We start from the raw sequence: 21,304 nt of genomic DNA, 5'->3' as shown, positions 1-21,304 counted from the left end.
TATATTATCAGTAAAAATAAAACTTCGTCTCAATCCTTTAGTATACTTAAAGTAGTGAGACGGAATTTGAAATTTGAGAAAAGGGATTCAAGATCGTGTAAAACGAATCAAAGTGACACCTGGTTCCGGTTCGAACTCGGCGCTTGGTTCGAAACCGAGCTTCGTGTACAGTTTCTTGGCCGGTCCATTATGTTTGCCGGTGTGCACATAGACGAGTTTGTCCTCGTGCAAGCTGAGCACGTGTTCGAGCAACGTCGTTGCAAGTCTCGCCCTGAAATATCTAGGATCGATGCACAGTTTTGTGACCTCGACCGTGTTCTCAGCCGCTTCAATCGTGATAAAGCCGATCAACCGCCCGTCGTTATACAAACCGTAGCTCGTACCGGGCAGATTCTGGATCACCTCGACCGTTTCATAACGCGCTGGGATTTCATCGAAACCGATTAGCTCGGCCTCGACCGCATAAGCGTTTCGTTGAATCTCGAGCATTTGCTCGGCCAGTTGATAATCTGTCGTCTGAATCTCGCGTAATTCCACCTGTGAGCACCCCCGGATTATCGTAAAAATAGACGTGCTTGCTTGCGTTTGGCCCGCTTCAGTGCCAAATAGAGCCGATGTGTCCCGGCGACTGGTTGCCCATGACCGACGAACGTACGTTGCGGTGCGAGATCGATCAACTTCTCCGCATGCTCTAACGCTGCACGCTTATCCCATGTCGCGATACCCGGCAGCGGGAACAACGGACGGACGTCCCCTGCCACGGCGACTCCCCCACGCGTCTGAAATGCATCTCCCGCAAACAAAATCCGCTCTTTCTCATCGAAAAAAGCAATCGAACCAGGGGTATGACCCGCTGCCGGATAGACCCGTAAGCCGAACAGCCGCTCACCTGGGTCAAGCAATTTATCCGGCAAGGAGTGGATTTTCGGGAGAGAACCCTTCAGTTTGAGAGCCCGCTCGTCCGAGTCAGTCGTCCGGTCCCCTTCAAGGAGACGGGCGTCGCGCCTCGAGACGTACAGCTCGGCATGAGGATGGGCTTTCAAAATCGTATCGACACCGCCGACATGATCTCCATGGGCATGCGTCAACAAGATAGCGAGAAGCGGGCGTTCGAACGTCTCGATATACGCTAAAATCGATTCCGCGTTCTGCGCGAGCCCTGTATCGATCAAGACAAGCCCGAGCTCACGTTCAATCAGTTGGACGTTGATTGGTAAGATGGGTGCGAAAAACGTCAGTTGATGGACGTGATCAAAACGTGTGACTTTCATGGAATCCCCTCCCCTTAATCGAATAACGTGGTCCAATCTTCTTGCCAACGGGCCTCAAAACACATATAGAGCTGCTCTCGCGTGTTCCGAGCAAGTGACAAAGGTGGTAAGGCGTCTCGTGTAAAGAACGCAACCTCGCTCGTCTCATGACTAATTTGCGCCTCTCCACCAATCAACTCGCATTCGATAAACAATTTATAGTAATGCTGCGACAACGGCGGATGGTCGTGATGATGCATGTCGAACAAAGCAAGCAGCCGAATCGGTGCGACATCGAAACCGGCCTCTTCCTCGATCTCTTTGATGATGTTCTCTGCCGGGGACAGTCCGATCTCACAAAAGCCACCCGGAAGCGTCCAAAGTCCGTCTGACCTTTCCTTGACGAGTAACACTGCGTCATCCTTGAAGACGACGCCTCGGACGTCGAGCTTCGGTGTCGGATAACCATCGACGTGGGTCAATTCGGTGATTTCATGCAAAGCAAGATTAGATTGTTGCTCGAACATCTCGGTCGCGATTCGTTGGAGTTCGAGGTAACGTTCTCGATCGAACTCGTCTTTCGTAAACGTCAAGCCAGCCTGTGACAGCGCCTGTAGCCGCTTGGCCCAATCGAGCCACTGTGACATACGTATCCCCCCATGATTTGTCCTCCTGTCCCATTCGCCAAAAGAGATCGTTGTTCCTTTTAGAAATACCCGCTCCTAAGAGAAACTAATGTGACATGGAGTTGAAAAAATCAGCTGATGCCTCCGTGTTATACTGGATAGAGAATCAAATCGAAGGAGGTTGGACATGCCGATTTCACTGTTATCCCAGTTCAAAGCAGACTTGGACGGCTATACCGAGCGGCAGCTCCGTTATCAGGCAGCAGCAGGCATTTGGTCAATCGGGCAGATGTACGACCATATCATCGTGGTGGCCGAGGAATATGCGGACGAGATTGAACGGTGTCTCGCTTCCACTGAAGAACAACCGCTCGGGAAGACCGAGTTCGGTGAACGATTGTTCCGGATGGGCGGTTTCCCACCGGTCAAAATCCGCTTACCTGATGAGATGAACCAACCTCCGAACAATACGGACAAGCGCGAGATGCTCGAACGACGAATCGACGAGTTATCTGCACGCTTGAACCGCCTTGAACCGCTCGCCCGCGCGGCGAACCTTGACGTCAAAGCCCGGCATGGCGGTTTCGGTTGGCTGAACGCCCAGGAATGGTACGACCTCATCGGGATGCATACCCGTCATCATTTGCGCCAACAGACCGATTTGGAGCGCTATCTGATAGAGGCCGAGCTTTGAATCCATAAGAAAAACCCTGTATCAAAGACAATCGTCTCTGGTACAGGGTTTTCTTTAGTTCGATCTCAATCGAGATACACGTCCTCAATCTCACCGAACGTCTCTTCATCAAACACGAATGAGCCGTTGGCGTAGCGGTCCAAGAGCGTCAATTGCTTCGTCTTGACCGTCTTCGCTTTCTCTTTCCCGATGATGTGGAGCGTTTCATCGTCATGCACCGGGAGCACACGACGAATCTGGTGCGGTTTCGATTTGACTTCGCGGATGAGCATCGTCCCGCGCAAGTTGCGGTTCGTGCAGTCGAACTGATCCTCGAGCTTCATCTTCTTGACCGCTCCACGTTGCGTCACGAGGACGAACAGCGGCGGTGTGAAGAAGGCAAAGGCATCGGCGACCACATCGCCATCTTTCAAGTTCATCGCTTTGACGCCGGCGGCACGTTGGCCGACGACCGGAACATCGTCTTCTTTGAACCAGAGGCCATAGCCGCGCTCAGAGACGAGGAACAGTTGTCCTGGACCGTCACTGATGCCAGCGAAGACGACCTCATCGTCACCTTTTAACTTGAGCGCCATGAGCGCCTTCGACTTGCGTTGGGCGTCATAGTCACGGAGCGGCGTCCGTTTGACCATGCCTTCACGCGTGACGAACAGGCAGTGCGCGTCGGTGTCGAACGTCGAGACGACATCGGCCGAGACGACTTGTTCGCCTTCGATTGGCACGAGGTTGGCCACATGCTGTCCGGCGTCTTTCCATTTCGACTCTGGAATCTGATGGACCGGGATGAGCAAGTAGCTGCCTTTGTTCGTCCAGACGAGCAAGTGGTCCGTCGTCATCGCCTGGGTGACGAGGACGGGACGGTCTTTCTGCTTCATCTCCGGCATCTCGTCGCTCGAGGCGCCATATGAGCGCATCGATGAACGTTTGACGTACCCGTCGCGGCTGACGAACACCATCGTCTCTTCGACGGCGATCATGACCTCTGTCTTCAGTTTCAACTCTTCGACTTCCGATTCGATGACCGAGCGCCGTGCGTCGCCGAACTCGTCACGGAGCGCGGTCAACTCTTTCGAGATGAGCTTCCGTTTCGTCGCGTCGACGTTCAAGATGTTGGCGAGGCGAGCAATCTCTTTTTGGAGCGCCTTCGCCTCTTTTTGGAGCTCGACGATATCCGTGTTCGTCAACCGATAAAGTTGGAGCATGACGACCGCTTCGGCTTGACGGTCCGTGAACGAGAACCGCTCCATGAGCTTCTGTTTCGCCTCGGACTTGTCTTTGGCCGAACGGATGAGTTCGAGCGTCTCGTCAAGGACCGAGATGGCCTGTTCGAGCGCGTCGACGATTTCGGCGCGTTTCTTCGCCTGATCGAGCTCGAACGTCGTGCGACGGGTGACGACTTCTTCGACGTGCTTCAAGTACGCGTCGATGATCGACAAGAGACCCATCTGTTTCGGTGTCCGGTTGACGATGGCGACCATGTTGTAGTTGTAGGCGAGTTGCAGATCGGTATGCTTCAAGAAGAAATGGAGCACACCTTCCGCATCGGCTTCCTTCTTCAATTCGATGACGACGCGGACGCCGGTCCGGTCGGTCTCGTCACGGACTTCGGCGACACCTTCGACTTTGCGGTCGAGACGGAGCTCTTCCATCTTCTTGACGAGGTTCGCCTTGTTCACCTCATACGGGAGTTCGGTGATGGTGATCTGTTCACGGCCTCCCTTAAGTGGCTCGATGACCGATTTGGCACGGATGATGACCTTGCCTTTTCCGGTCTCGAACGCCTTCAAGATGCCGTCTTTGCCCATGACAATCCCGCCAGACGGGAAGTCAGGTCCTTGCATATAACGGAATGCGTCATTCGTCGTCTCGACCTCACCTTTCAAGCGGGCGATGGCGAGGTTGAGCACCTCGGTCAAGTTGTGCGGCGGGATCTCGGTCGCATAACCGGCAGAGATCCCCGTCGTCCCGTTCATGAGCAGGTTGGGGAGGAGTGACGGCAAGACGAGCGGCTCTTCGGTCGAATCGTCAAAGTTCGGCGTATAGTCGACCGTGTTCTTCGAGATCGACGTCAGCATGACGCCGGCAATCTTCGACAGACGGGCCTCGGTATACCGCATCGCGGCAGCCGAGTCGCCGTCCATCGAGCCGTTGTTCCCGTGCATGTCGATGAGCGGGTAACGCAACTTCCAGTCCTGCGATAGGCGTACCATCGCCTCATAGACGGAACTATCACCGTGCGGGTGATAGTTACCGATGACGTTACCGACCGTCTTGGCCGATTTGCGGTACGGTTTCTCGTTCGTGTTGCCTTCATGGTGCATCGCATACAGGATGCGGCGCTGAACGGGTTTGAGGCCGTCGCGCGCGTCCGGGAGGGCCCGGTCCTGGATGATATATTTCGAGTAACGCCCGAAGCGGTCACCGACGACCTGTTCGAGCGACAAGTTTAAAATGTGTTGAATCGTCGACATCGTTACATCACTTCCTCAATCGCTTTAGTCACGTGTTCATTGGCGATGATCGAATCATCTTCCTGGAGGCCGAAGGCGACGTTCTCCTCGATCCATTCCCGGCGATGGGCGACGTTGTCCCCCATGAGCACCGAGACACGCTTGTCGGCGACGGCAGCATCGTCGACCGTGACACGGATGAGCGTCCGTGTGTCGGGGTTCATCGTCGTCTCCCATAGCTGGTCGGCGTTCATCTCACCGAGACCTTTGTAGCGCTGGAGGATATAGCCCTTCTTATACACTTTGACGAGCTTCTCGAGCGCCTCTTCGTCCCAAGCGTACTCGAACTGTTCCGACTTGCCTTTCCCTTTCGAAATCCGATAGAGCGGCGGCAAGGCGACGAACACTTTGCCGGCCTCGACGAGAGGGCGCATATAACGGAAGAAGAACGTCAACAGGAGCACTTGGATGTGGGCCCCGTCCGTATCGGCATCGGTCATGATGATGATTTTGTCGAAATTGCAGTCCTCAAGGTCGAAGTCGTGGCCGACCCCGGCCCCAATCGCGTGGATGATCGTATTGATTTCCTCATTCTTCATGATGTCCTGAAGTTTCGACTTCTCCGAGTTGATGACCTTCCCGCGTAGCGGCAGGATGGCCTGGAACGTCCGGTCACGGCCCTGTTTAGCCGAACCGCCGGCCGAGTCACCCTCGACGAGGAACAGTTCGTTCTTGGCGGCGTTCTTCGACGTCGCCGGCGTCAGTTTTCCGTTCAAGATGCTCGAACGTTTCTTCTTCTTGCCGTTGCGCGCCTCTTCCCGGGCTTTCCGGGCGGCTTCGCGGGCCTGGGCGGCGCGGATCGCCTTCTTGATGAGCATCGTCGCCATCTGCGGGTTCTCCTCGAGGAAGATCGTCAGTTGTTTGGCCATGACACCATCAGCGCTCGTACGTGCCTCGGGCGAACCGAGTTTCGATTTCGTCTGCCCCTCGAACTGGAGGAATTCTTCCGGGATCCGTACCGAGACGATGAGCGTCAAGCCTTCGCGGACGTCACCGCCGTCGAGGTTCTTGTCTTTTTCTTTCAACAATCCGTTCTTACGGGCATACTCGTTCACGATGCGGGTCATCGCCGTCTTGGCGCCGACCTCGTGCGTGCCGCCGTCACGAGTCCGGACGTTGTTGACGAACGAGAGGACGTTCTCAGAATAGGCGTCCGTGAACTGGAAGGCGAGCTCTAGCTCGATATCGTTCTCCGTCCCTTCGAAGTAGACGATCGGATGAAGCGTCGCCTTGTCGTCGTTCAAATATTGGACGAACTCGGCAATCCCTTCCTCGTAATGGAACGTCTCTTCTTTATCCGAACGCTCGTCCGTCAACGTGATCGTCAATCCTTTTAACAGGAATGCCGATTCACGGAGCCGTTCAGCGAGCGTGTCGTAGTTATATGTCGTCGTCGAGAAGATCGAGGCGTCCGGTTTGAAGTAGACGCTCGTCCCCGTCTGACGCGTCTTTCCGGTCTCAAGGAGCGTCGTCTGCGGAATCCCACCGTCGGCAAACGTCTGCTCGAACACTTTGCCGTCACGATAAATCGTGACGAGGACCTTGCTCGAGAGTGCATTCACGACCGAGGCGCCGACCCCGTGGAGTCCGCCTGACGTCTTGTAGCCGCCTTGGCCGAACTTACCGCCGGCGTGGAGGACCGTGAAGATGACCTCTGGCGTCGGTTTCCCGGAGGCGTGCATCCCAGTCGGCATACCACGCCCGTGGTCGCGTACCGTAATGGCGTCATCTTTATGGATGGTCACATCGATTTGGCCACCGAATCCGGCGAGCGCCTCATCGATCGCGTTATCGACGATCTCATAGACGAGATGGTGCAAGCCGCGATGGTCGGTCGAACCGATATACATCCCCGGACGTTTCCGGACAGCAGTCAGTCCTTCGAGCACCTGGATGGCGTCTTCATTGTAATTAAATAAGTCTGTTGACATCTTCGTCACCTCAATTTCGAACACACGTTCGTTTTTCTATCCTATTGTATAGCTGTTTTTGGATTCTGGCAAGCCTCCCTCCGCGAGCGGGGCTCGTGAAAAAAAGGAGACCTACCAAGGAGGTAGGTCTTAACCGAGAAGGCGGGCGTGCTCGACATAGATGCATCGATTTTCGATGTAGTCGAGTCCGGCATCGCGAGCGATCCGCTCGGCGTCCGGGCTGGTGAGCCCGAGCTGGTTGAAGACGAGACCGACATCCCCATGTCGGACGGCATCTTCGGCCACGCCGGCCAAATACTCATTGCGTCGGAAGACGTCGACGATATCGACGCGCCCCGGGATGCTCTCGACCGTCGGATAGACTTTGCGTCCGTTCCACGTCTCGAGCGTCGGATTGACAGGGATGACCGTGTAACCTTGCAACAGCAGATACTCTGCGATTTGGTTCGCGGTCTTGTTCGGGTTCGCTGACACGCCGACGACAGCAATCGTCTTCGCTTCGGTGAGCCATTGTTTCAAACGTTGATCGTCCATCCTGAAATCCCCCTTTTGTTTACGTTCTCAGTGTACCTTTACCTGAATCACCGTTTCAAGCTTTATTTTCTTTTATCATACAACTGTAACTCTTTCAAATTTTTAAAACAAATCAATTGGTTCACCATAACTTATTATGTAAACCATGATATATGACATTATCTTTCTGGTTCGAAGGTTGATGTTGTCTCGGATGAAAATGGCGCGTGAACAAACGTTGCGTGAAATATCTATTTCACGCAATTATATGCACGATTTAAAGACGTTTGTGCGTGTCGGTTTTAATCGATTGTTGGATAGGCATGGGCAAATGAGGATGGGTTCGGTATACTGAAAAAAGGAGGTGTTCGCGTGGGAACAGCCTATGAGGAACGTCGCGGTACACTATATAATTACCGCATCACTTTTTATGGGAACGTGTTCGCTTGGCTCATCCATGTCGTGTTCTTGATCACGTTTTGGCGACTTGACGTAACCGTCCTTGCCTGGTCGAACGTACTCAGCGTTCTTTATTACACATTGTCTTTTTATTTTGTACATAAACGATATTATCGGACGTTCTTCATTGGTCTCTTCGTCGAGGTCGTCTACAACGCCATCATCTCGACAATCGTCCTCGGCTGGGGCGCGAACGTCCACTACTTCATTCTCACGGTCGCCTATGGCGTGTTCTTCATGCCGAACGTGAGCCGGGCCATCCGAATCGCCTCGACGATGCTCGCCATGGGAATCTATGGCTATTTATATGTGAACGTGACGGACGGGACATCGCCGCTCGGCCCGACCCTCGAGCAAGTCATCGGGGTGACGTGTTTACTCGCGACCATCGCCTTGATCGCCGGGCTGTCATTCATCTTCGAAGGGGCGGTCGTCGAGGTGACGTCCGAACTCGAACAGACGAACGAACGGCTACATACCCTCGCCTCGCGGGACGGTCTGACCGGTCTCTATAATCGTACGACCGGATACCGTTTAATCGAAGAGGCGATCCGTGAAGCGGTCTTGTCGGGACGCCCGTATGCGGTCGTCTTGGCCGACATCGACCATTTCAAGTCGTTCAATGAACGGCATGGCCACGACTGCGGCGACCTTGTGCTCAAACAAGTCGCCTCTGCACTCACGCGGACCGACGGCGTTGCCGTCCGTTGGGGCGGCGAGGAATTTCTTTTGTTCTTGACGGACCAGTCAGAGGACGAGGCGGCGCAAGCGATCGACCACCTGAGACAGCAAATCAAATCTCTCGAGACGATTTATGAGGGACGACGGCTCAGCGTGACAATGACATTCGGTGTCACGACACACCGCGGGTTCAAGCCCGTCGACACGCTCGTCAAAGAGGCGGACGACCGGCTCCGGGCCGGGAAACAGGCCGGGAAAGACCGCATCGTCACGTCAATCCATCATTAAGCGAGGAGCGATTTTTTGAGTATATTCCGCCAGCTCGGCCAATCACCGACGAAAGTCGACGCGAGACGTTTCAACTTGAGCGGCTATGAACGCATGCCGGGCTTCATCCAAAGGTTCTTGAACCACATGGCCGCCAAACACTACTCGGAGCAGACCGCGCAGCGCTATCTGTATGATTTTTTGGATTTCTTCCGCTGGGTCGAGACCGCGAGTGCATCCGAGGTCGACCCGTCATCGGTCGAAATCGAATCGTTCGTCGAGTTCGACCATGCCGGGGCCGAGGCGTACGCGACGTACCTCGCCCTCGAGCTCGACAACGCACCGAGCGTGATCAACCGCAAACTGTCGTCGATGCAGTCGCTGTTCAACCATCTGATCGAGACGGGCATCACGGCGCACAACCCGTTCCAGGCCGTCGAGCGACCGAAGCGCGCCAAGCGCAACCCGGTCTATTTGACCGAACAGGAATGGCTCGACTTCTCGACGCTCGTCCGCAGCAACGTCGGCATGTCCGACCGCGAAGCGAGCTGGTACGAACGCAATCGGGACCGGGACTTCCTGATGATCCAACTGCTCGGGTTGACCGGGATGCGTGTCTCTGAACTTGTCAGCCTTGATTGGAACGACATCGACCGAGAGAACGGGACGATCCGTGTCATCGGGAAAGGGAACAAGGAACGCGTCATCCCGATCGCCTCCCCGCTCGAGCCGCACCTTGACGGATATCGTGGTCAAGGTGCAGGTCCCTTGTTCTGCTCCGAGAAAGGCAAACGGATCTCGGTCCGCACGGTGCAGCACGCGTTGAAAGGGCACATCGACCGCCTGAAGCCATATCTGCCATTTTTGACGTACAAGCAGGTCACGCCGCATAAATTGCGACACACGTTCGCCTCTCGTCTCGCCATGAGCGGGGTCGACGTCTTGACGATCCAACAACTGCTCGGACACGAGTCGGTGGCGACGACGCAAGTATATGCCCATATCGGTGACGAGAAGAAAAAACAAGCGTTAACCGGTTTACGATAACTTATTATGTAAACCACGATAAAACACCCGAATCTATCAACAGGATAGGTTCGGGTGTTTTTGTCATAACTGTTTTGTCGAGAGGATGACAATCGTCTCATCGAGCACTGTATAGTAGGCGTCCTCGAACGTTTGACGTTCGTTCGTCTCGAGGTTGAAGATGCTCACGCCGCCCCCTCCTTCAGCCGATTCATGGATGAAATAGGTCGAAGCGAGTACGCGCTCGAACGGAGCCGTATCGAGGAAGCGGGCACCGGTCGTCGCGTCAATCAGTTCGGTGTGATCTTCCGATTCCTCGACTTTGATAAAGACCGTCGAACTGACATCATCATACGTGAAGTCGATCGGTTCATAGGCCCCCCAGTCGACGACCGTGACCTCCCGGAGCACGTCCGGTGCCGTCAACTCATAAATCGTCTCCTCATTCGTTGCATCGACGAACGCAGAGAACCGCAGTTTCGCGTCCCGTTCCCCGAGATATTGGACCGTGTCCCCTTCCCCATGGAGCCGAATCAAGTCCTCGAATGGGATCTCCCCTTGTCGGTCCCGGATAGCCTCGACCGCCTCGTCGAGCGAACAGATAAGGATCGCTTCCGAGTGGTCGATCGCATCGTCCGGCGAGACCCGTCCGTCCTCGAGCGCCTCGTAATAGGCGAACTCGTCCAATCGGGCGTTACAGACGATATAAGGGACCCCGTCCAGCTCGGTCGTGAACAGATACAGCTCGCGGAACTTACCGGCATGGCCGACGAGCCGTTCATCACGGATCCGTTCTTGGAACGACGTCTCGGCATCATACAACCATGCCTCATCCGCATCCCCGAAACTCGTCAAGAACAGGAAGTAACGATCGGCGAGTACCCAATAGAGCGTACTGTTGCCTCGCTTCTCGAATGTCGCGAGCATAACCTCCTGTCCAGAGCGGTAATCGAAGGCGATCAGTTCCGTTCGGACGACCCCGGTCCGGTCCGGTGTCTCATTCAAGAAATAGACGCGGTCCTTACTGACGAACAGCTTCGAGATCCCGTAGTCTTCATACACACGACGGCCGACCGGAGTGACGGAACCGTCTTCTTCGTCATAGCGGAAGATCGAGAAACTTGTCTCACCCGACTTTTCGCGGTAATAGACGGACGTCTCGGTGACCGCGATCAAGTCCTCATGGCTGATTGACATGGCACGTGCATCAACGATTCTCATAGCGCACCTCTCTCATAAGAAGATTCGACCGGTTCGACGGTGACGATACCGGGTGGTCGTTTCGGGAATGAAATCCGCAGATGGGCAAATTCGATGACAGACTGGCGAGGGTCGGCCTTCTCGATCCAGCGTATTCGTTGCCGGTTCGCCAAGGCATGACCGATTTTTTCTTCGATTTGGAACTGCGAGATGCCGCGATAGGCGACTTCTTGGATATACGTCGTCTCGTCGGCTTCGAACTGTTGCCAAATGCCCATGACGAGCTGCCCGAGTGCCGAGACGCGTTGTTCCGGTAATCGGACCGTCCGTAACGTCTGTTCGACTTCTTTCAAACATTCGAGCGGATCGTCAGCCACCGCGAACAATCGCTTCGCCGAGTTGTTCATGACCCGATAACGTCGCTTCCCGCTCTCCAGCCGGAGTACTTGCGCGTATGGCTCGACCGGTACCCCGTGAAAGAACGTGTCCACCCCACCCCAAGAAAATCCGAAGGCTGGATCGAACTTTTGGATCGTCTTCATGAAGGCGAGCATGAAATCCTCGACCTCTCGACGCTCGAGCCGTAACCATTCGGCGAGCGCGAGCGTGCCTCGGTCTTTCTGAATCCGGTGCACCGGGAAGAACAAGTCCCCCTCCGCCAGGCGATGTGGTTTGAGTTCGGTCCCGTCGGCGCGATAGTCCGTCGCCGGACGGCCGCTCCGGCCCGCATAGACAATCCATTCGTCTTCGGTGCTCTCAAACGCGTAGGCTTGGTGCGCCCATGGCGGCGTCACGTATAATGCCGGATACTCTTCATACGTCTCTAGGTGAAGGTAGGAGCGGTCGGTCCACAGTTGCGCGAGCAAGCGGACGATTTCCCCGGTCTCCGAGTCCTTCGGTGCGATATAGTTGCCCGTGTTACCGATGTACGTCAAAACATGGAAGTCATAGGCGTGATACAGATGGCGGACGATGCGCTCGAACACGGCGGCGATCATGCGCTCGAACAGCGGATGGTCCTCGTTCCGGTCGACCGAGGTCGCATCGACGGTGCACATGAGCCATCCCATACGCACGTACAGCCGAATCCGGAGCGGATACGAGATCAACGGGGACGAAGATGCATGAATCTCCGTCAGACCAAGGTTGGCCATGTTCTCGACCTGTAACGTGAATCCGCTACGCCTCAGTTGTTCTTCCATCTTCTTTTTCCAATTGATCGTCTCCATCGCATTCACTCGCTTTCCGTTGCCATGTCAGCTTTGTGGCTCATTGTGAAATTTTTCCCGTTTCTTGATTCATACAAACGCCTTTCCACCGGCGTGTTCTGTCAGGCGCTTGAGTGCCTCGTCAAGCACCGGTCGTGCCGTCCCGAAATTGAGCCGTTCGAACGTCGTCCCTGACGCACCGAACGGGAGGCCTGGTGACAAGAACAGACGGACTTGCTCGTGCAGCCACTTCTTCCGCGCTTCCGGTTCAAGACCGAGCCCCGCGAAGTCGATCCAGAGGAGATAACTCGCCTCGGGCATGAACGTCTTCAATTGTGGTAGTTCTTCCTGGAGCCGCTCGACGAGATACGTCGCTTGCTCCTCGAGTTCGGCCGTCAACTGGTCAAGCCAACGCTCGGCGCGCGAATCCGTGTAGGCGGCAATGATGGCCGTGTTCGCGAACGGTGTCGGTAACACATGGTGTTTGTTTTGAACTTGGATGATTCGTTTGCGCATCGCATCGTCCGGACAGATGATGTAAGAAGCGAACAGTCCAGCGATATTAAACGCCTTCGACGGCGCACTCACCGTGATGACCGAGTCATCGAGTCGATTGAGGGCAGTGTGCCTTTGTGACGGGTACGTCAAATCAGCATGGATCTCATCAGCGACGAGGATAACGTCATGGCGACGTGCCAGCTCGACGACCTGCTTCAGCTCGTCCTCGGTCCATACCCGTCCGACCGGGTTGTGCGGCGAGCAGAGCAAGAACAGCTTCGCCTTGCGCATCTGTGTCTCGAGCGCATCAAAGTCCATCTCGTAGCGACCATCGACTTGACGAAGCGGGGCGTCGAGCAACTCCCGTTTCAACCCGGTGACCAGTTCATGAAATGGCGGATAGACGGGCGACTGGATGACGACCCCATCCCCTTCCTCCGTCAACGCCTCGACGATATGCGTCAATCCCGGTACGACTCCACTCGAGAACAAGACGTGATTGGCATCGACGTTGAGCCCGTGACGGCGGTCGTACCATGAACTCACGGCCGCTTGCGCCTCTCTAGAGAACAATGTGTATCCGAACTCGCCTGTCGCGGCCCGCTCCGTGAGCGCCTCCGAGATGGACGGAGCCGTGCGGATATCGATATCCGCCACCCAAAGCGGCAAGACGTCATCTTTCAAATGGAACCAGCGGTCGAGCCCGTCCCATTTCACCGAATCCGTTCCGGTCCGGTCAAGCGATTGATGTAAGATTGATTTCATGTTCATCCCTCCTACTCCTACTGTAACAAAAAACGGACGTCCGAGTCCGCAAAACGATGGAGGATTCGGGGCACGTCGGCTATAATCGACCGAGATACTACAAGGAGGTGAATCTGATGGACGTGACCGTCATCCGCCATAAACGCCGGAAACGGGCGGCTTTCTTCGTAACGCCGGACGGAATCGAGCTGCGGATTCCAGCTAGGCTCCCGAACCGGGTCGTCGAGACGATCTTAACGGAGCATGCCGGCTGGATCGAAGATCGCCTCGCCGCATTGCCGAAGCGTGACATCTTACCAGCCGGCAGACTGCTTTTGCACGGGGAGACGTTCCCGCTCGTCAAACGTGATACCGAGACAAGGTTCCGTTTCGACGGCGAAAACTTTCACTGTCCCGCTGCATGGGACGAGTCATCGCTTCGGAAAGCGCACGAGGCCTGGCTCCGCGAGCGGGCTCTCGCCTACGTCACGAAGCGGGCCCCCCTCTATGAACGTCAGCTCGGTGTGAAGGCGAGCCGAATCCGCATCGGCCACCAAAAGACGCGCTGGGGGTCATGCAGTTCGACCGGGACGATCTCCATCAACGTCCGGCTCATGCTCGCCCCGCGGGACGTCATGGACTATGTCATCGCCCACGAATGGACCCATCTCGTTCATTTCGACCACTCGAAAGCGTTCTGGTCGAAGCTTGCGTCAGTGTATCCAGACGTCGCCGGCGCGATGGCCTGGCTGAAACAGCATGGCCATACGCTGCAAATCAAAAAAACCAATTGAACGTGTCCCTTGTCAGGAGGCATGTCCGATTGGTTTTTTTAGATGGCGGAGGTGAACCGCTCGGCTGTCCCGTTCAGCGATTCGGCCGACTGTTCGATATGCTCGAACCGCTCGAGTGTCTGTTCCATGATGCGCACACTCTCTTGAATGTCTGCACTGGAGCGGGATACACCGTCGACGATCGAGACGAGCTCTTTGTTCATCCCATCCGTGTTCGAGCGCACTTCGATGACGGCGCGTTCGACGAGACGTGACAGGTTCCGCACCTCGGTCGCGACGACGTTGAAGCCGAGACCGTGCTCACCTGCCCGTGCGGCCTCGATGGCGGCGTTGAGCGACAACAGGTTCGTCTGGGCGGCAATCTCTTTGATCGTACTGGCGATTTTCGTGATCTCGCCCGCCTGCTCTTGCAAGTTCGCGAGCATCTTCAAGTTCTGATTCGAGTCCGCATCAAGGCGTTCGATCGTCTGTTTCAACTGTTGACTCTCTTCCATGCCACGACGGGCCCGGTCGTCAAGGTTATCGGCCATGTCACGGAATGAACGCGCATATTCCTCAATCGTTTGTTGGCGACTCGTGATGTCGGAGGCGATTTTGACGACACCGACGACCTCGTCCTGTTCATAGATCGGCATATACGTCGCCTCGAGCCAAATCGAGTCACCTCGGGCGTCAATCCGTTCGATTTTGTCGGCCGAACTGAATCCGTCGAACAGCTTGTTCCAAAACGCTTGATAGTCGGGGCTGCTGACGAAACTTGGTGTGCAGAACAAGTGATGGTGCATCCCGATCATTTCGTCACGTTTATATTTCATTGCCTTGGCGAAGAGGTCGTTCACATCGACGACGCGTCGTTGACGGTCGAATCGGATCATCGCCACGTTGGCCTCGAGGGCACGGAGCACGTCAGGGGATGAGAGGCTAGCGGTCTTTGTCAGTTCCATTCCGATTATTCCTACCTTCTTTTCTCGATTTCCTTTAGTGCTTTATTCCTGGAATGTAGCGGAATTCTAGTGTACCCTGTGTGAAAAGTCCTGAATAGCGTCGGTTTTTGAAATCGAGTCAATATCTTGAATTTGAAGTGTTTTCCAGTTGGTTCACTGCTAAGTCCATGAACAAAGGACCCGTGCAGTGCACGGGTCCCCTATCATTCCTGGTCATCGAATATTGATTTGAACAGCGTGACTTGGTCGGCCGTGAGTTCACCCCGGCTGTCCTGCGGCTCGATACCGCCGATCATCCGCTCATCGAACCAGATTCCGAAGTCGAGCGAACGCTCGGGCGCATCGTCCGGCGTGAACACGAACGTCGCTTTTACATCCGGATCACGATCGATTGGGACGGGCTGGTCTTCCCATTTGATTTCTTCGGTCGTTCGGTCAAGCTCGGCATTCGTCTCAGCGTCGGTAATGGTGCGTGTCGGCCCGTAGTCCCCATCAGTATGTATCGTTTGGTACTCGATACGAGACGGATCCACGTCTTCCTCGCTACTGGCACAACCTCCAAGCAACAGTCCCGCGCAGATGACATATCCAGCTAACATGCGTTTCAACAGCGCATCCCTCCCTGATTCACGTCCAATCTGTTCATTCGAACGCTTGCGGGTACAGTTCTTGGAACGTCTCCGCCCCGACGCTCGACAGTTTGAACACTTCCCCGGTCTTCACGTCTTTCACATAGACATCGACTTTTTTCGAACGTTGCTGGTAGCTGACCTCGAACTGTTGCCCAAGATTTCCACGCAATAGCGTCAAATACTTATAATCTTCCGTTTCACCGCTCTTCGTCGACGGGCGCGCGGTCTCGATGGCTTCGACCAATCGATCATACGCCTCGCCACTCACGCTGACGGCGTCCGGATAAGGGAGCGGGACTTCACGGTGGTACGGATACTTATGGAGGTAAGCAATCGAAACCTTCTCTAACTCGGTAGAATCACTGAGCAACGGGATCGGTTTGAACCGCATCCACAAGGTCTTCGTCACCATCTGTCCGTCCACCTCGACCGTAATATCGTAAAGCGGAATTTGTTTCGACGGTTCCATCGTTCCACCTTCGAATACCCGACGGAAGGTCAGACTGTCTGCCCCATTGAGCAGGTCGGTATCTTGAAGAATGGATGAAGAGTAGCGAGCCCCGTCCCCGCCATAGGACATGAGCAGATGAGGCAGGTTCGTCTCCGTATCCCGCCCTAGTGCGATGAACACATCGAACGGTCTAAGGTTCGGCAAAAAGTCGAAGGATGGGCTAAAGAAGCCCCATTCTCCAATCCCAATCTCGACCGTGCCGTTAAATCCGGGGGACATCCTCATGAGCGTGACCGGATACGGCTCGATATCTTGTCCATTCTCGTAGAAGGCGTCCGGCTGATGTAGCGAGGCCCGCTCGTTCTCCGTCGCGACATGGACGTTCGGAAGGAACGAGACTTCAGTGCCAACTTCGTCTTTTAAGAAAGACGGCCGTACCTCGAGCTCGACGGCTTGGTACCCTGGTATCCCATCCATTTGATGCGACCTACAGAGCGCATAGACCGCATCTCCCTCGACATACGTCACTTCGTCGAAGGCGTATCCGTCATAGTCGTCATTCATAAACGGGGCGCGGGTCGCGTAGGCCATCCCGAGTATGGAAAACGTCTCTCCAGCTAGTTCGGTCAATCGTTCCTCATCTTCACATTGGTTCAAGATTGTTTCGGCATCCACTACAGGCTCTTGACTGTTCATCGTGACCCGTTCGGCCTGCCAGTGTTCCTCGATATGGCCATAGCGGACGACGTCCACGTCTTCCGAACAACCCGCCGTCATCAACAAGAGCGACATTGCCGCCAACGTTCGTTTCTTCATGTTCAACCCACTCATTTCGTCTTCAAATCAGGGAAGTAAGACAAGAACGTCTCTGCCCCTTCGCTCGTCAGTTTATACGTCTCCTTGGTCGATCGGTCCGTCACGTAAATATCTAGCTTCTTCGAGCGCTGTTTATATGTCACCTCGAACTCTTGTCCCTTGAGTCCGTCGACGATTGTGAGATAAGGATAGTTCCCTTGATCACCCGTGCGCTTCGTCGGCTCAGCCGAATCGATTGCTTGAATCAGGTCGTCCATCTCGTTACCTACCGCACGCAAAATGGTCGGATACGTCAAGGTTGACTCGTGATTGAATGGTTGTTGGTGGAGATAAATCAGAGGACCGCTCACAGACGGCATATACTGCTCGTCCGGATTGTCTTTGAGCGCCTTTTGTTCAGAAATCGTCAACAGTTCAGAGGCACGATATGTAATGGTCGCGATTTCGGTCACCGCTTTCCCGTCACGGGTATAATTGAACTCATACAATGGATAGGATTTGTCGGGTAATAGTTCCGAACGAAGTGGCAGTCGTTTGACTGTCAACTCTTCATACGACTGTTCTCCTTTTACCGGGTCGATAATTTCATCTAGCGGACTCATTGTGAAATAGAGGTCCGCGAGCATCAATAAAACATAGGGTTTCTTTTCATCGGGATGATATCCGATTGCGATTTTTACCTCATCTATGTGTGCCATCATCGGGTCGAACATAAGCACCGGAAATGCGACCGGTCGATCTCCAATGGTCAATTCCACCTCGCCGTGGAAGGCCGGTATGAACGTGACGATGGTATCAGGAAAAGGTTCGACAGCATTATTCGGCTCCAATAATCCATCCGTATCGAGGAATTCTGCTTGAGTAGTTTCGTCGGCAGGTTCGATGAAAGGGTTTCGTTGAATTCGCTTCCCGTTCTGTGTATCAACGAATGGGGGGAATGACTCAATGACCTCGGCTTGAAAGCGTTCCGAGAGCATATCGCGACAAAGTGCATAATGCTCATCGCCTTTGATGTACGTCACCGATTTATATGCATATTCATCTCCCGTATCGGTCATCTGATGGCGATTCGCGATGACCGTATCGTACACGGTCAAATCCCCTTTTAATTCGGTCGTCAAGTCCCCGGTACAGGCCTGTAAAGTCTCATCGACCGATTCGAGGGCTTCCGGTTGCTCTAAGGAATACTTGTTAACGGTCCAATGCGCATCGACATACGACAAGTTCACGACGTCTGGCTTTTCCCCACCGCAACTGGCCAATAAGCCCATGGATAATACGAGTGCACTGGCTAACTTTTTCAAATCATCCGCCCCTTAAAATCTATTTGTACCAATTTTACCATTATATGACTTTAAGGAGGAACAGGAAAAAACCCGTCCACTCTCATGGACGGGTTCGCTCATTCAATTATACGGCTTGATCAATCGCACGCGTCAGTCGCGTCTCGACGTCGTGGGCGATCGATTGAAGCGACTCATCCTCAATCAGCTCGATCAGTTTCGTCGGCTTCGGCATCCCGACATGGGTCGCCCCGTCTTTCGTGAAGACAGCGAGCTTACAAGGCAGGAAATAGCCGCCTTCCCGATGTGCCGTGATGACTTTCTTCGCTTCTTTCGGATTACATACTTCAAGGATGCGATAGTCCCCGTCGATCGCTTGGCCTTTCTCTTCGAGCGTCTCGCTCAAATCAAAGTCCCAGAGCACTCCGAACTCTTCTTCCTTGAGCGTCGCTTTCAGCTTCTCGACGACCGCTTCGACCGTCTGGTCCGTCTTGACCGTGTAATCAAACATGTAAATCCCTCCTCGGTTATGGTCTCTTTCGTCATGTACCCGAACTGACTGACGACAAATCGTCCGATGGCGATAAAAAGTATATGTGATTTGAAACATATTTCGCGTTCGAAACGTATGAATGAGAGAAAATAGAGAAGTCCATACTTACGTAAAGGAGAAGTGGTTGCCGTGACGGTCACCGTATTCACACATACAAGCTGCAGTTCTTCCCGTAAGACGATTGATTGGTTACGCGAACAGAACATCCCATTCATCGAGAAGAAATTGACCGATCAAGGGATGTCGTTCACCGAGTTCAAAGACATGCTCCGCCTCACCGAGAACGGGACGACCGACCTGTTGTCCATCCAAAAGAGCGTGTACAAACAAGCGGCGGACCAACTTGACGAGATGTCGCTCCGTGAGCTGTACAGCTTTGTGGCGTCGCACCCCCAGATCTTGAAGAGTCCGATCGTCGTCGACGACAATCGGATTCAAATCGGGTTCAGTGAGAAAGAGATTCGTACGTTCATCCCGCGCCATGACCGAATCGCCGAATTGAAACGATTGCTCGACAACAAATAAGAGCCCTGCCGAAGCAGAGCTCTTTTCTTATGCCTTCTTGAGTCGGGCCGCCAAGCGGTTACCGAACGATTGAATCGATTGGACGAGCAGGATCAAGACGAAGATGGTCACGTACATGACCTCCGGCTCGAATCGGAGATGCCCGTATTGATAGGCGATATCGCCGAGTCCGCCTGCCCCGACGAGTCCTGCCATCGCGGTCGCCCCGATCAAACCGATCGTCGCGATCGTCAAACCGAGCACGATTGAAGAGCGGGCCTCCCGGATCAACACGTACCAGATGATTTTCCGGGTCGAGATGCCCATCGCCTCATACGCCTCGACGACCCCGCGGTCGACCTCGAGCAGCGCCGACTCCATGAGCCGCGCGATATACGGCGCCGTGAACACGATGAGCGGCAACAGGACGCCTTGGACGCCGATCGTCGTTCCCATGATGAAACGGGTGAACGGGAGGATGAAGAATAAGAGAATGATGAATGGGATCGAACGGACGACGTTGATGACGCTCGACAAGATGCCGTAGAAATAACGGTTGGCGAGCCGCCCGTTCGGTCGCGTCAAGACGAGGAGCGTCCCGAGCGGCAGTCCAATCAACGTCGAGATGACGAGCGCGATGCCGGTCATCGTGAGCGTCTGAATCGTCCCCGTCCAAATCAAGTCACCCCAATTTTCCCAAAACTGAAGCATGGTTCGTCACCTCCTTCACTTTCACACCGCTCGCCTCTAAGAAGCGGACGGCTTGGTCGGTCTGTCCCTCATCGCCGTCCAAATGGACGAGTAGATTACCGACGAGACCGCCTTTTAGCTTTTTGATGCCGCCCCCGATGATGTTCGGCAGCAAGCCGAACCGTTTCGTCAACTGGGCGAGCACAGCCTGTTCACTCTGATGACCGATGAACGACAAGTTGACGAGCATCCCGTGCGTGCTCAACTCATCGACGACCTCTTTCGGGACATCGAGGTTCGTCTTCAAGAACTTGCGTGTCGTCGCATGCTGCGGGTCCGAGAACACGTCGAGCACGTCCCCTTCCTCGATGATCCGGCCGGCCTCGATGACCGCGACCCGGTCACAGATGCGCTCGATGACTTCCATCTCGTGCGTGATCAAAAAGATCGTCAGTCCGAGCTCGCGGTTGATGTCGAGCAAGAGGTCGAGAATCGACTCGGTCGTCTCCGGGTCGAGCGCGCTCGTCGCCTCGTCGCTGAGCAGGATATCCGGCTCGTGCGCGAGGGCCCGGGCGATGGCGACACGTTGCTTCTGTCCGCCCGAGAGTTGCTCGGGATAATGTTTTCGATGGTCCGTCAAGCCGACGATGTCGAGGTATTTGTCGACGCGAGCGCGGATCGTTGCCTTGTCGAGACCCTCAAGCCGGAGCGGGATGGCGACGTTATCTTCGACGGTCGCCGTCTTGAGCAGGTTGTAGTGTTGGAAGATCATTCCGATTCGATGGCGGAGTTTTGAGAGCCCACGTTTGTCGAGCTTCGTGATGTCCTGTCCTTCGATCTCGACCTGGCCCGAGGTCGGGCGTTCGAGCAGGTTGATCATGCGGATGAGCGTGCTCTTGCCGGCCCCGCTTCGACCGATGATGCCGAAGATCTCGCCTTTCTCGATCGTGAGCGAGACGTCGTCGAGTGCGGTGACAGCACCTTTGTTCACCGTGAACGTCTTCGTGATTCCTTTAAGTGCGATCATAGG

Annotated in this window: 21 protein-coding genes; 5 read left to right on the top strand and 16 right to left on the bottom strand. The window is 54.7% G+C overall.

Translation table 11 applies throughout. The features are described 5' to 3' along the window. Window positions 1–87 precede the first annotated feature (87 nt). Genes KNP75_RS06590 through KNP75_RS06580 form a run of 3 tightly spaced genes read right to left on the bottom strand, consistent with a single transcriptional unit; the run spans window position 88 to window position 1,897 of the window. Window positions 88–537 carry a GNAT family N-acetyltransferase gene (locus tag KNP75_RS06590; RefSeq protein ID WP_215190070.1) on the bottom strand — a complete coding sequence of 150 codons (450 nt, stop codon included), beginning with the start codon at window positions 535–537 and terminating at the stop codon, window positions 88–90. Between the two features lie 17 nt (window positions 538–554). After that, window positions 555–1,271, bottom strand: coding sequence for an MBL fold metallo-hydrolase (locus tag KNP75_RS06585; RefSeq protein WP_034777625.1), 717 nt, complete (start codon window positions 1,269–1,271; stop codon window positions 555–557). Window positions 1,272–1,285: 14 nt separating this feature from the next. Then, the gene (locus KNP75_RS06580; RefSeq protein WP_034777626.1) at window positions 1,286–1,897 is read right to left on the bottom strand and encodes an NUDIX hydrolase; all 612 of its coding nucleotides are present in this window, start codon (window positions 1,895–1,897) and stop codon (window positions 1,286–1,288) included. Between the two features lie 166 nt (window positions 1,898–2,063). Here KNP75_RS06580 and KNP75_RS06575 point away from each other — a divergent pair, with 166 nt between their 5' ends. Beyond that, a complete protein-coding gene (locus KNP75_RS06575; protein ID WP_215190069.1) occupies window positions 2,064–2,570 on the top strand; it encodes a DinB family protein in 507 nt (168 codons plus the stop codon). Between the two features lie 65 nt (window positions 2,571–2,635). Here KNP75_RS06575 and parC read toward each other — a convergent pair whose 3' ends face one another. The 3 genes from parC to KNP75_RS06560 all read right to left on the bottom strand — a co-directional run bounded on the left by parC (window position 2,636) and on the right by KNP75_RS06560 (window position 7,545). Beyond that, window positions 2,636–5,041: a DNA topoisomerase IV subunit A gene (parC, locus tag KNP75_RS06570; RefSeq protein WP_138859420.1), complete on the bottom strand. Its 2,406-nt coding sequence runs from the start codon at window positions 5,039–5,041 to the stop codon at window positions 2,636–2,638. Between the two features lie 2 nt (window positions 5,042–5,043). Then, window positions 5,044–7,011, bottom strand: a complete 1,968-nt coding sequence (gene parE / locus KNP75_RS06565) for a DNA topoisomerase IV subunit B (RefSeq protein ID WP_031200243.1) — start codon at window positions 7,009–7,011, stop codon at window positions 5,044–5,046. Between the two features lie 129 nt (window positions 7,012–7,140). Continuing rightward, the gene (locus tag KNP75_RS06560; protein WP_034777629.1) at window positions 7,141–7,545 is read right to left on the bottom strand and encodes a CoA-binding protein; all 405 of its coding nucleotides are present in this window, start codon (window positions 7,543–7,545) and stop codon (window positions 7,141–7,143) included. Window positions 7,546–7,896: 351 nt separating this feature from the next. Here KNP75_RS06560 and KNP75_RS15810 point away from each other — a divergent pair, with 351 nt between their 5' ends. Both KNP75_RS15810 and KNP75_RS06550 read left to right on the top strand, forming a co-directional pair. Then, window positions 7,897–8,952: a GGDEF domain-containing protein gene (locus tag KNP75_RS15810; protein ID WP_214797505.1), complete on the top strand. Its 1,056-nt coding sequence runs from the start codon at window positions 7,897–7,899 to the stop codon at window positions 8,950–8,952. A gap of 15 nt (window positions 8,953–8,967) precedes the next feature. Continuing rightward, window positions 8,968–9,978 carry a tyrosine-type recombinase/integrase gene (locus tag KNP75_RS06550; RefSeq protein WP_215190068.1) on the top strand — a complete coding sequence of 337 codons (1,011 nt, stop codon included), beginning with the start codon at window positions 8,968–8,970 and terminating at the stop codon, window positions 9,976–9,978. Between the two features lie 63 nt (window positions 9,979–10,041). On the opposite strand, the gene KNP75_RS06545 is transcribed toward KNP75_RS06550, so the two are convergent. The 3 genes from KNP75_RS06545 to KNP75_RS06535 all read right to left on the bottom strand — a co-directional run bounded on the left by KNP75_RS06545 (window position 10,042) and on the right by KNP75_RS06535 (window position 13,628). After that, window positions 10,042–11,178, bottom strand: a complete 1,137-nt coding sequence (locus tag KNP75_RS06545; protein WP_215190067.1) for a hypothetical protein — start codon at window positions 11,176–11,178, stop codon at window positions 10,042–10,044. Beyond that, window positions 11,175–12,386: a hypothetical protein gene (locus KNP75_RS06540; protein ID WP_215190066.1), complete on the bottom strand. Its 1,212-nt coding sequence runs from the start codon at window positions 12,384–12,386 to the stop codon at window positions 11,175–11,177. The genes KNP75_RS06545 and KNP75_RS06540 overlap by 4 nt, the downstream gene beginning before the upstream one ends. Before the next feature lie 69 nt (window positions 12,387–12,455). Next, complete coding sequence (locus tag KNP75_RS06535) at window positions 12,456–13,628, bottom strand: MalY/PatB family protein (protein WP_215190065.1); 1,173 nt, start codon at window positions 13,626–13,628, stop codon at window positions 12,456–12,458. 116 nt (window positions 13,629–13,744) lie between these two features. On the opposite strand from KNP75_RS06535, the gene KNP75_RS06530 reads away from it, so the two are divergent. Then, on the top strand, window positions 13,745–14,401 hold the full coding sequence (locus tag KNP75_RS06530; RefSeq protein ID WP_215190064.1) for a M48 family metallopeptidase: 657 nt from the start codon (window positions 13,745–13,747) through the stop codon (window positions 14,399–14,401). A 38-nt stretch (window positions 14,402–14,439) separates the two neighbouring features. Here KNP75_RS06530 and KNP75_RS06525 read toward each other — a convergent pair whose 3' ends face one another. The 5 genes from KNP75_RS06525 to KNP75_RS06505 form a co-directional block, all read right to left on the bottom strand. Next, window positions 14,440–15,345 (bottom strand): methyl-accepting chemotaxis protein, encoded by a 906-nt coding sequence (locus tag KNP75_RS06525; protein ID WP_215190063.1) that lies wholly within the window; start codon window positions 15,343–15,345, stop codon window positions 14,440–14,442. Between the two features lie 203 nt (window positions 15,346–15,548). After that, window positions 15,549–15,953 (bottom strand): hypothetical protein, encoded by a 405-nt coding sequence (locus KNP75_RS06520; RefSeq protein WP_214753280.1) that lies wholly within the window; start codon window positions 15,951–15,953, stop codon window positions 15,549–15,551. A 34-nt stretch (window positions 15,954–15,987) separates the two neighbouring features. Then, window positions 15,988–17,244, bottom strand: coding sequence for a hypothetical protein (locus KNP75_RS06515; RefSeq protein ID WP_215190062.1), 1,257 nt, complete (start codon window positions 17,242–17,244; stop codon window positions 15,988–15,990). Window positions 17,245–17,255: 11 nt separating this feature from the next. After that, window positions 17,256–18,548, bottom strand: a complete 1,293-nt coding sequence (locus KNP75_RS06510) for a hypothetical protein (protein ID WP_215190061.1) — start codon at window positions 18,546–18,548, stop codon at window positions 17,256–17,258. Between the two features lie 106 nt (window positions 18,549–18,654). Continuing rightward, the gene (locus KNP75_RS06505) at window positions 18,655–19,038 is read right to left on the bottom strand and encodes a DUF302 domain-containing protein (RefSeq protein ID WP_034777646.1); all 384 of its coding nucleotides are present in this window, start codon (window positions 19,036–19,038) and stop codon (window positions 18,655–18,657) included. Between the two features lie 171 nt (window positions 19,039–19,209). Here KNP75_RS06505 and KNP75_RS06500 point away from each other — a divergent pair, with 171 nt between their 5' ends. After that, window positions 19,210–19,605, top strand: coding sequence for a Spx/MgsR family RNA polymerase-binding regulatory protein (locus KNP75_RS06500; RefSeq protein ID WP_214711362.1), 396 nt, complete (start codon window positions 19,210–19,212; stop codon window positions 19,603–19,605). A gap of 27 nt (window positions 19,606–19,632) precedes the next feature. Here the strand turns inward: KNP75_RS06500 and KNP75_RS06495 are convergent, their stop codons facing one another. Both KNP75_RS06495 and KNP75_RS06490 read right to left on the bottom strand, forming a co-directional pair. Further along, window positions 19,633–20,295, bottom strand: coding sequence for a methionine ABC transporter permease (locus KNP75_RS06495; RefSeq protein ID WP_034777647.1), 663 nt, complete (start codon window positions 20,293–20,295; stop codon window positions 19,633–19,635). Then, window positions 20,267–21,301 carry a methionine ABC transporter ATP-binding protein gene (locus KNP75_RS06490; protein ID WP_215190060.1) on the bottom strand — a complete coding sequence of 345 codons (1,035 nt, stop codon included), beginning with the start codon at window positions 21,299–21,301 and terminating at the stop codon, window positions 20,267–20,269. Before KNP75_RS06490 ends, KNP75_RS06495 begins: the two co-directional genes overlap by 29 nt. Between the last annotated feature and the right edge of the window lie 3 nt (window positions 21,302–21,304).

The sequence above is a fragment of the Exiguobacterium sp. s6 genome (assembly GCF_018618155.1).
GTDB lineage: Bacteria > Bacillota > Bacilli > Exiguobacteriales > Exiguobacteriaceae > Exiguobacterium > Exiguobacterium mexicanum_A.
The sequence above is the reverse complement of the archived record's forward strand: the minus strand, read 5'-3'. Positions and strand labels throughout refer to the sequence as shown.